Origin of the sequence: Rhodococcus sp. NPDC060176, from assembly GCF_042728675.1 — a bacterium.
Lineage (GTDB): Bacteria > Actinomycetota > Actinomycetes > Mycobacteriales > Mycobacteriaceae > Rhodococcus_F.
Map to the genome: position 1 here is coordinate 376,116 of NZ_JBHWYS010000005.1, position 9,103 is coordinate 385,218.

The following is a 9,103-nucleotide window of genomic DNA, read 5'->3' on the forward strand; positions in this document are numbered from 1 at the left end:
CGTTTACATAGGAGCTTGCAATGACCGTGTACGCCCGCCCAGGTACCGCCGACGCGATCATGTCCTTCCAGTCTCGATACGACAACTGGATCGGCAACGAATGGGTTGCTCCGGTCAAGGGCCAGTACTTCGAGAACCCGACACCGGTGACCGGACAGAATTTCTGTGATGTGGCCCGTTCCACCGCAGAAGACATCGAGCTCGCTCTCGACGCAGCGCACGCAGCAGCTCCGGCCTGGGGCAAGACCTCGGTCGCCGAGCGCGCGATCATCTTGAACAAGATCGCTGATCGTATGGAGGAGAACCTCGAATCCATCGCACTCGCCGAGTCGTGGGACAACGGCAAGCCGATCCGCGAGACCCTCAACGCCGACATTCCGCTCGCCATCGATCACTTCCGTTACTTCGCGGGAGCTATTCGCGCACAGGAAGGTTCGCTCTCGGAGATCAATTCCGACACCGTGGCCTACCACTTCCACGAGCCGCTCGGTGTAGTCGGTCAGATCATTCCGTGGAACTTCCCGATCCTCATGGCCGTGTGGAAGCTTGCGCCCGCCCTCGCTGCCGGCAATGCCATCGTGCTCAAGCCTGCCGAGCAGACACCCGTCTCGATCCTGCACCTCATCGGCATCATCGGTGACCTGCTGCCTGCCGGTGTTCTCAACATCGTCAACGGCTTCGGCGTCGAGGCCGGAAAGCCGCTGGCGTCGAGCCCGCGAATCAAGAAGATCGCGTTCACCGGCGAAACCACCACCGGTCGCTTGATCATGCAGTACGCATCGCAGAACCTCATCCCCGTCACCCTCGAACTCGGTGGCAAGAGCCCCAACATCTTCTTCTCCGACGTTCTCGCTTCCAACGACGACTACCAAGACAAGGCGCTCGAGGGCTTCACGATGTTCGCCCTCAACCAGGGCGAGGTCTGCACCTGCCCGTCGCGTTCGCTGATCCAGGAAGACATCTTCGACGAGTTCCTCGCGATGGCAGCCATCCGCACCAAGGCTGTGCGCCAAGGAGATCCGCTCGACACCGACACCATGATCGGCGCGCAGGCCAGCAACGACCAGCTCGAGAAGATCCTCTCGTACATCGAGATCGGCAAGGCCGAAGGCGCCAAGGTCATCACCGGCGGCGAGCGGGCCGAACTCGGCGGAGACCTGTCCGGCGGCTACTACGTCCAGCCGACTGTCTTCACCGGCAACAACAAGATGCGCATCTTCCAGGAGGAGATCTTCGGACCAGTCGTCTCGGTCACCTCGTTCAAGGACTACGACGAGGCCATCGAAATCGCCAACGACACCCTCTACGGTTTGGGTGCCGGAGTCTGGTCCCGCGACGGCGGAGTTGCGTACCGCGCAGGCCGTGACATCCAGGCCGGTCGCGTCTGGACCAACACGTACCACCAGTACCCGGCACACGCCGCCTTCGGTGGATACAAGCAGTCCGGCATCGGCCGCGAGAACCACCTGATGATGCTCTCGCACTACCAGCAGACCAAGAACCTCCTGGTCAGCTACGCCCAGAAGGCTCAGGGCTTCTTCTGATCGACCCCCGGCACCCGTGAGCCCCTCGCTGCGGGTGCCGGTGAGCACGACTGCAACATGCACACCTGCACAACAACACGGAGGTTGGAATGAGCGCCACGGTCACACCCGATACCGGCGCCGTTCCACCCCGGTTGGTGACCACCGCTGGGGCGGCTGACCTCCTGCGCCGCCTCAGCGGGACTCACGGCGAACTGATGATGCATCAATCCGGTGGATGCTGTGACGGCTCCGCCCCGATGTGTTATCCCTCAGGGGAATTCATCGTCGGAGACCGTGACGTACTACTTGGAATTGTCGACCTCCGGCTTGCTGTCGGAGAGATTCCCGAAGACCTTCCCACCGGAACGGACGCTGTACAGGTCTGGATTTCCGGATCACAGTTCGAAGCCTGGAAGCACACCCAGTTGGTTCTGGACGTCGTGCCCGGGCGAGGCGGTGGATTCAGCTTGGAGTCTCCTGAAGGATTCAGATTCCTCAGTCGAGCAAGGGCATTCACGCCGGAAGAGAACGAAGCACTCGGCGCGTCGAGCATTCTCGTCGGCGCAGATTGGGAAGCGGGCGTGCGGCCTCTGCCGCCGACGGTTCCCCAGGTGGTCGCCGAGGCCGTCGATGCCTGCCCGGTGCCGGGTGCGGCGCGCCGGGCCTGAAGAAACTCGGGGGCCGACCACATGACAGCCAGTTAACAGCGCGGTCATCTCCAGGCGACCTTCTCCGTACATCGCCCACATACCGTTCATTTCACGCGACGCATCCACCGTGCGTCGTCTCATTCTTGACCGATTCAGAGGATGGACATGTCTCTTTCCGACCACGCAACCGGCAAAAACGCCGGTGCCGCGGGTGCACACCACGACGGCGCCGACTTCCACGCGGAAGACAATTCGTATCTGGAGAAACGAACACTCCGAAAGGGAACAGCAGGGTGGGTGCTGCTTGCGGGGTTGGGCGTCAGCTATGTGATTTCCGGTGACTACGCCGGCTGGAACAACGGGCTGGCCGAAGGCGGCTTCGGTGGCCTTCTCATCGCGGCCGTCGTCATCGCGGGTATGTACCTGGCGATGGTGCTCGGTATGGCCGAGATGTCTTCGGCGCTTCCGGCTGCGGGTGGCGGGTACACGTTCGCCAGACGGGCCATGGGTCCCTGGGGCGGATTTGCCACCGGCACAGCAATTCTCATCGAGTACTCGATAGCGCCCGCGGCGATCGCGACGTTCATCGGTGCGTACGTCGAGTCCCTGAACCTGTTCGGGATCACCGACGGGTGGTGGGTGTACCTCGCGGTGTATGCGATCTTCATCGGCATTCACCTCACCGGTGCCGGTGAGGCACTCAAGGCGATGTTCATCATCACGGCCATCGCACTCGTCGGCCTGGTCGTGTTCGCGGTTTCGGCTGTCGGCCTTTTCGATTCGTCCAACCTCACCGATATCGCCGTCGACACCAGCGCAGTCGGATCGTCGTCGTTCCTGCCGTTCGGTCTGCTGGGAATTTGGGCCGCCGTGCCCTTCGCGATCTGGTTCTTCCTCGCCGTCGAAGGTGTACCGCTGGCCGCCGAGGAAGCACGGGAGCCGGAGAAGAACGTCCCTCGCGGCATCATCATCAGTATGTTGATCCTGATCGTCACAGGCGCAACGGTTCTCTTCCTCGCCACCGGCGCGCTCGGTGCCGATGCCCTGTCCACCTCCGGAAATCCGCTCGTCGAGGCTTTGGGGGACAGCGGAGCGGCAAAGGCGGTCAACTACATCGGGCTTGCCGGTCTGGTCGCGAGCTTCTTCTCGATCATGTACGCATACTCACGTCAGACGTTTGCGCTCTCCCGCGCCGGCTACCTGCCGAAGAACCTGTCGGTGACCAACAAGCGCAAGGCCCCCACCCTCGCGCTCGTCGTTCCCGGAATCATCGGCTTCGCGCTCTCACTCACCGGTGAAGGTGCCATGTTGCTCAACATGGCCGTGTTCGGCGCGGCAGTCAGCTACGTCCTGATGATGGTGAGTCACATCGTCCTTCGCAAGCGTGAGCCGAACATGCCGCGCCCGTACCGCACTCCCGGCGGTATCGCCACCACCTCGTTTGCACTCGTGATCGCAGCAGTGTCCGTGGTGGCAACCTTCCTGGTGGATCCCGTTGCAGCACTGCTGACGTTGGTCGCCTTCGGTGTTCTCATGGCGTACTTCGGTCTCTACAGTCGCCACCACCTTGTTGCCAACTCGCCGGACGAGGAGTTTGCTGTACTTGCACAGGCGGAAGAAGAATTGGGATGAGTCGCGGGATGGCCAAGTATCACCAGCAGGTATCCGGAACCAACTACTCGTTCGACGGTCTCGTCGATCTGATGGCGAAGGCGACACCGCTGCGCTCGGGCGACGAGCTCGCCGGTTGCGCGGCAAGCTCCGACGCCGAACGTGCTGCTGCCCAATGGGTTCTGGCTGACCTTCCCCTGACTGTATTCCTCGAGGATCTTGTGGTTCCGTACGAGGACGACGAGGTGACTCGGCTCATCATCGACAGCCACGATCGCCTGGCCTTTGCACCGGTGGCACACCTGACCGTCGGCGGACTGCGGGACTGGTTGCTCGAGACGGCGTCGGCGCCGGAAGCTTCCGCACGCTTGTCTGCCGTCAGTCCCGGGCTCACCCCGGAAATGGTTGCCGCGGTAAGCAAGATCATGCGCAATCAGGACCTGATCGCTGTCGCCAAGGCCATCACGGTCACCGCGGGGTTCCGTACGACCATCGGTCTGCCTGGTCGGTTGAGCACTCGACTGCAACCAAATCATCCGACGGACGATCCACGCGGCATCGCGGCGGCAACACTCGACGGTCTCCTGATGGGATGCGGCGACGCCGTCATCGGTATCAATCCCGCGACGGACTCTCCCCAGGCCACCTCGGATCTGCTCCACCTGCTCGACGACATCCGTCAACGTTTCGAGATCCCAACTCAGTCGTGTGTGCTCTCGCACGTGACCACCACGATCGGACTGATCGAATCGGGGGTGCCGGTCGATCTGGTTTTCCAATCGATCGCCGGCACCGAAGGCGCCAACTCCGGTTTCGGAGTGAACATTCCGCTGTTGCGCGAGGGCAACGAGGCCGGGCGTTCGTTGAACCGCGGAACGGTCGGCAACAACGTCATGTACCTCGAGACGGGTCAGGGGTCCGCCCTGAGTTCTGGGGCGCACTACGGCACCGGCGGAGTCCCGGTCGATCAGCAGACACTCGAAACCCGGGCATACGCGGTGGCACGTGATCTCGAACCGCTGTTGGTCAACACGGTGGTCGGCTTCATCGGCCCCGAGTATCTCTACGACGGCAAGCAGATCATTCGTGCGGGCTTGGAAGATCACTTCTGCGGAAAACTGCTCGGGCTGCCGATGGGTGTGGACGTCTGCTACACCAACCACGCCGAAGCCGATCAAGACGACATGGACAACCTCCTCACCCTGCTGGGCGTCGCCGGCGCTGCGTTCGTGATCGCGGTTCCTGGCGCCGACGACGTGATGCTCGGCTATCAAAGTCTGGCGTTCCACGACGCGCTGTACGTACGTAAGGTCCTCGGTTTGCAGCCCGCCCCGGAGTTCGAGACCTGGCTCCACAATTTGGGGATGACCGACGCAAACGGTCGGGTTCTTCCGATCGACGCCGAAATGTCGCCGCTGCGGGCTTTGACGGTGAACTCATGACCGAAGATCAGGCTCCGATCCTCGATTTCTGGGGTCCACTGCGCAAGACCACACAATCGCGTATCGGGTTGGGTCGCGCCGGTGATTCGTTGCCCACGAAGCGGGTTCTCGAATTCAAGGCAGCGCACGCCGCCGCTCGCGACGCAGTCCACGAGCCACTCGATTCGCAGACGCTTGCCAGTCGGGTCGAAGGGGTGGGTATCGGGGCACCGGTGGTCGTGGCGAGCAGTGTCTCCTCGCGCAGCGAGTATCTCCGGAGACCAGATCTGGGACGCCAGCCTGCCGACCTGAGTGCGATCTCGAGTTCTGACAAGGAGATCGGGTTCATCCTCGCCGACGGACTGTCGCCGCGCGCGCTGATGGACCACGGCGAACAACTCCTGTCCGCGTTGGTCACGGTGCTGGGAGAGCGGTATTCCATAGCGCCGCCCGTGATCGCCACGAACGCGCGTGTGGCACTGGGCGATCACATCGCCGCCGCGATGGGAGTGCAGACTGCGATCGTCCTGATCGGCGAACGTCCAGGGCTCTCTGTTGCGGACAGCGTCGGGATCTATCTGACTCACCTTCCACGCGTCGGTCGCACCGACGCGGATCGAAACTGCATTTCCAACGTCCACCCACCCGAGGGGCTCGGATACGAGCAGGCCGCTCGTGTCGTCCTGGGGCTGGTGGCGGGAGCGCGCCAGTTGGGCCGCTCCGGCGTCGACCTCAAGGACACCTCTCGCGCCGACGCCGTTGCGTCGGGAGAAGTGCTGACGCTCGATTAATTGACAGCTGCACGGCATACCTGGGTCGATCGACACTCGGGTGTGCCGTCGTACCCGAATCACGACGAAAACGAGGGAATCGATGTTCCGTTCGCTGCATGCCCGCGCCCTGTGCGCGTTGGCCGTAGGTAGTGTTCTGTTGAGTGCAACTGCTTGTAGTTCAGCCGAAAGTGCTCCGAAAGAGGATGCGGCGCAGAGTGGTTCATCCTGCGCGCCACTGGATTCAGGTCTTGTCTGGTACGGCGACAACCGAACGAAGCTGGACTCCATGATCGCGGAGTTCGGGACGTGCGGTGCTGCAGGTGATGTCGATAAGGGTGCTCCGTTGGCGCTCTTCGACTGGGACAACACAGTTGTCAAGAACGACATCGGAAGCGCCACTGCATTCTGGATGATCAAGAACAACAAGGTGTTACAGCCTGCCGGAGGGGACTGGGCAACCACCAGTCGCTTCATGACGCCAGCCGGCGCTGCCGCACTTTCCGCCGCCTGTGGCTCGGAGACCGCGCCGGGACAACCGTTGGCAACCAGCACCGACGTCGACTGCGCCGACGAGATCGTTGCGGTACTCGAAGAGAAGACTCGCGACGGGCAGGCCGCATTCGACGGTTACGATCACCGCCGGACCAAGGCAGCGTACGCGTGGGCCGTGCAGTTGATGGCGGGGCACACCGAGGACGAGATCACCGAGTACGCGCGCGCCGCACGCGCCGAGAATCTAGCTGCCGCAGAAGGATCCGATCAGATCGTCGGTACCACGGAAGTCGACGGCTCGGTGCGTTACTACGCGCAAATCGAAGATTTGGTGAAATCCCTCGGCGCTCATGGATTCGACGTGCGGATCATCTCCGCGTCGGCCGAACCGGTAGTTCGAGTCTGGGCGGAACAGCTGGGATTGGACGCCGATCACGTGATGGGTGTGCGGCCGATCGCCGAGGACGGTGTTCTGACCGGCCGCTTGCGTGGATGTGGTGGCGTTGCGGACGGCGACGACTCGGTCATTCCGTACATCGACGGCAAGCGGTGCCAGGTCAACGAGGTTGTCTACGGGGTCGTCGGGCCTACGGCGTTCGAGCGGTTGGCCGCCGATCGGCGTCAGGTGTTTGCTGCCGGTGATTCTGTCACCGACGTGACCTTCCTCGGAGATGCGACCGGTGCGCGTTTGGTGATCAACCGCAACAACCCTGAACTGATGTGCAACGCCTACGACAACAGTGATGGAAAATGGCTGGTCAACCCCATGTTCATCGAACCGAAATCCCAGGCGGATGCACCTTATCGTTGCTCGACCGACGCGTACACCGACGCGGCCGGGGCCAAAGGCGCCGTCACTCGCGAGGACGGCAGCGTGATTCCCGATCAGGCCGATTCGGTCGCCTGAAACGATATCGGGCGCTCAGAAGTAGAAGGTGCGATTCCTGGCGGCGCATTTGAGCTTGCCCACCTGTAGACCGGCAAAGGCGATCCATCGACCCCGCGGCATTCCGCTGAGCCTTTGTGGAATCAACGGATTCAGCAAGATGAGGCCGGCAAGCGTCGTGAGCGAAGACTTCATCGTCGGTCGTTGGACCCCGTAGTCCCGAAATGCAAGAAATAGCTCGACTTCAGCCATACCGTACGACACGGTCTGGTGCCATGTTCCGCTAAGGGTTGATCGAAGGCGGTAGGCGACGGTTGCCTTAGGCGCGTGGGCGAAGGACAGGCCTGAGATCTGGGCTCGCCACGAAAATTCGACATCCTCGCCTGCTGTCATCGATTCGTCAAAGCCGCCAATCGAATCGAAGGCGCGCTTCCAGATTCCAATGTTGCACCCCATCGCAGAAGGAAGAAAGCGGCCGAGAACCAACCCGTCCGTCGAGGCAAGTGGCCGCCACGAATGCACTTCCGACGAATTGATCGATTCTGATTCCACGCCGCCGGCAATCAGATCTGCGAACTCGGCCGAAAGAAGTAGCTGGGTCAGCCAGGAACTGTGGACGCGGTCGTCTCCGTCGCAAAATGCAAGAAATTGCCCACGCGCATATGCTGATCCATTGTTCCTGGCAAAGCTGATTCCAGCTCTCTGAGAAGAATCTACATATCGAAGGTTGAGCTCAGCCGTGAGCGGGTGATTTGCAATGTGCTGCTCGAGGCCGTCTGTCGATCCATTGTCACTCACGATGACCTCGAAAACTCCGCCGAAGTTCTGCTCGCTCAAGGCAACCAGCTGGACGTCGATGTATTTCATGACGTTCAGGCAGGGGATTATTACAGACACCATTGGAGCTATCACACTGCAAACATACCGGATCGTCCGAATTGTCAGTGGGGGAGCCCATCGTAAGTTGCTCGACACATGGCTAAGCGTGTGTGATCTGATTCTGTCGAGCCCTTTGTCGGGCTGTGGAAACCCTTGGGTGTCCGCTGAGATGCTGGAGCCGCAATGGCGGCACGTGAGTAGGAGAAATCGATGGCCTTCGCTGGCAATGTGGACGAACTGGCACTGCTCCAAGCAGTACGTCTCAAGGAGCGGGTCGGAGCGGTTGTACTGGCCGAGCACTTGGGCGTCAGCGCAGCGTCCGGTCAAGCTGCGTACGACGCACTTGTCGCGCAGGGTAAAGCGGCCGAAGCAGAAGGTGCCATCAGCCTGACTGAGAAAGGCCTCGCGGAACTCGAAGATCAGTTGGACGCTGAGCGGGTTTCGATCGACGAGGACTCCATCGTCGAGGTGTACGAGGCTTTCGTTCCGCTGGACGAGGAGTTCGTTGCACTTATCGACGACGCAGACGCGAATTCCCTTGCCGAGCTGGACCGCCGGGCTGCAAACCTGTTCGACGATTTGTCAGCATTCGTTCCGCGGTTGTCCCGCTACCAGGATCTCTTCTCGGATGCTCTCGCGAAAGTTCAAGCGGGGGAGTCCAAGTGGATTTCAGAACCGATCATCGACTCCTACGCCACGGTGTGGGGAGAGATCCGTCAGGAGCTTTTCGGGGCTGCCGGAAAGGCTTGATTCGTAGCGCTGGACCCTGACGCAGTTCAGCGTGGGCCGTCCGATTCGTGTGAAAGAATAGGACGGCCCACCGCAAGTGAACAGCCCGGAAAATCCTTAACAGAGCATAAAACTC

At 61.5% G+C, this 9,103-nt stretch carries 8 protein-coding genes; 7 read left to right on the plus strand and 1 reads right to left on the minus strand.

Going from position 1 to position 9,103, the window contains the following annotated elements; translation table 11 throughout:
* The first annotated feature begins 20 nt into the window (after positions 1 to 20).
* The 6 genes from adh to ACFWEM_RS24380 all read left to right on the plus strand — a co-directional run bounded on the left by adh (position 21) and on the right by ACFWEM_RS24380 (position 7,380).
* On the plus strand, positions 21 to 1,544 hold the full coding sequence (gene adh, locus ACFWEM_RS24355) for an aldehyde dehydrogenase (protein WP_007730158.1): 1,524 nt from the start codon (positions 21 to 23) through the stop codon (positions 1,542 to 1,544).
* A gap of 89 nt (positions 1,545 to 1,633) precedes the next feature.
* Positions 1,634 to 2,194 carry a DUF779 domain-containing protein gene (locus tag ACFWEM_RS24360; RefSeq protein WP_378537760.1) on the plus strand — a complete coding sequence of 187 codons (561 nt, stop codon included), beginning with the start codon at positions 1,634 to 1,636 and terminating at the stop codon, positions 2,192 to 2,194.
* Between the two features lie 141 nt (positions 2,195 to 2,335).
* Positions 2,336 to 3,808 carry an ethanolamine permease gene (gene eat / locus ACFWEM_RS24365; protein ID WP_003941913.1) on the plus strand — a complete coding sequence of 491 codons (1,473 nt, stop codon included), beginning with the start codon at positions 2,336 to 2,338 and terminating at the stop codon, positions 3,806 to 3,808.
* On the plus strand, positions 3,805 to 5,229 hold the full coding sequence (locus ACFWEM_RS24370; protein WP_378537762.1) for an ethanolamine ammonia-lyase subunit EutB: 1,425 nt from the start codon (positions 3,805 to 3,807) through the stop codon (positions 5,227 to 5,229). Before eat ends, ACFWEM_RS24370 begins: the two co-directional genes overlap by 4 nt.
* Positions 5,226 to 5,999 (plus strand): ethanolamine ammonia-lyase subunit EutC, encoded by a 774-nt coding sequence (gene eutC, locus ACFWEM_RS24375; RefSeq protein ID WP_378537764.1) that lies wholly within the window; start codon positions 5,226 to 5,228, stop codon positions 5,997 to 5,999. Before ACFWEM_RS24370 ends, eutC begins: the two co-directional genes overlap by 4 nt.
* Before the next feature lie 82 nt (positions 6,000 to 6,081).
* A complete protein-coding gene (locus tag ACFWEM_RS24380; protein ID WP_378537766.1) occupies positions 6,082 to 7,380 on the plus strand; it encodes an HAD family hydrolase in 1,299 nt (432 codons plus the stop codon).
* A gap of 15 nt (positions 7,381 to 7,395) precedes the next feature.
* On the opposite strand, the gene ACFWEM_RS24385 is transcribed toward ACFWEM_RS24380, so the two are convergent.
* Entirely contained in the window at positions 7,396 to 8,271 is an 876-nt protein-coding gene (locus ACFWEM_RS24385) for a glycosyltransferase (RefSeq protein ID WP_378537768.1), read from the minus strand.
* A gap of 177 nt (positions 8,272 to 8,448) precedes the next feature.
* On the opposite strand from ACFWEM_RS24385, the gene ACFWEM_RS24390 reads away from it, so the two are divergent.
* Positions 8,449 to 8,988: a hypothetical protein gene (locus ACFWEM_RS24390; RefSeq protein ID WP_378537770.1), complete on the plus strand. Its 540-nt coding sequence runs from the start codon at positions 8,449 to 8,451 to the stop codon at positions 8,986 to 8,988.
* Positions 8,989 to 9,103 lie beyond the last annotated feature (115 nt).

What these genes read in the sequence shown, in the direction of transcription:
- ACFWEM_RS24370 (WP_378537762.1), top strand. Translation starts at nt 3,805, where the DNA reads ATGAGTCGCGGGATGGCCAAGTATCACCAGCAGGTATCCGGAACCAAC.
- ACFWEM_RS24360 (WP_378537760.1), top strand. Translation starts at nt 1,634, where the DNA reads ATGAGCGCCACGGTCACACCCGATACCGGCGCCGTTCCACCCCGGTTG.
- ACFWEM_RS24380 (WP_378537766.1), top strand. Translation starts at nt 6,082, where the DNA reads ATGTTCCGTTCGCTGCATGCCCGCGCCCTGTGCGCGTTGGCCGTAGGT.
- eutC (WP_378537764.1), top strand. Translation starts at nt 5,226, where the DNA reads ATGACCGAAGATCAGGCTCCGATCCTCGATTTCTGGGGTCCACTGCGC.
- ACFWEM_RS24390 (WP_378537770.1), top strand. Translation starts at nt 8,449, where the DNA reads ATGGCCTTCGCTGGCAATGTGGACGAACTGGCACTGCTCCAAGCAGTA.
- adh (WP_007730158.1), top strand. Translation starts at nt 21, where the DNA reads ATGACCGTGTACGCCCGCCCAGGTACCGCCGACGCGATCATGTCCTTC.
- eat (WP_003941913.1), top strand. Translation starts at nt 2,336, where the DNA reads ATGGACATGTCTCTTTCCGACCACGCAACCGGCAAAAACGCCGGTGCC.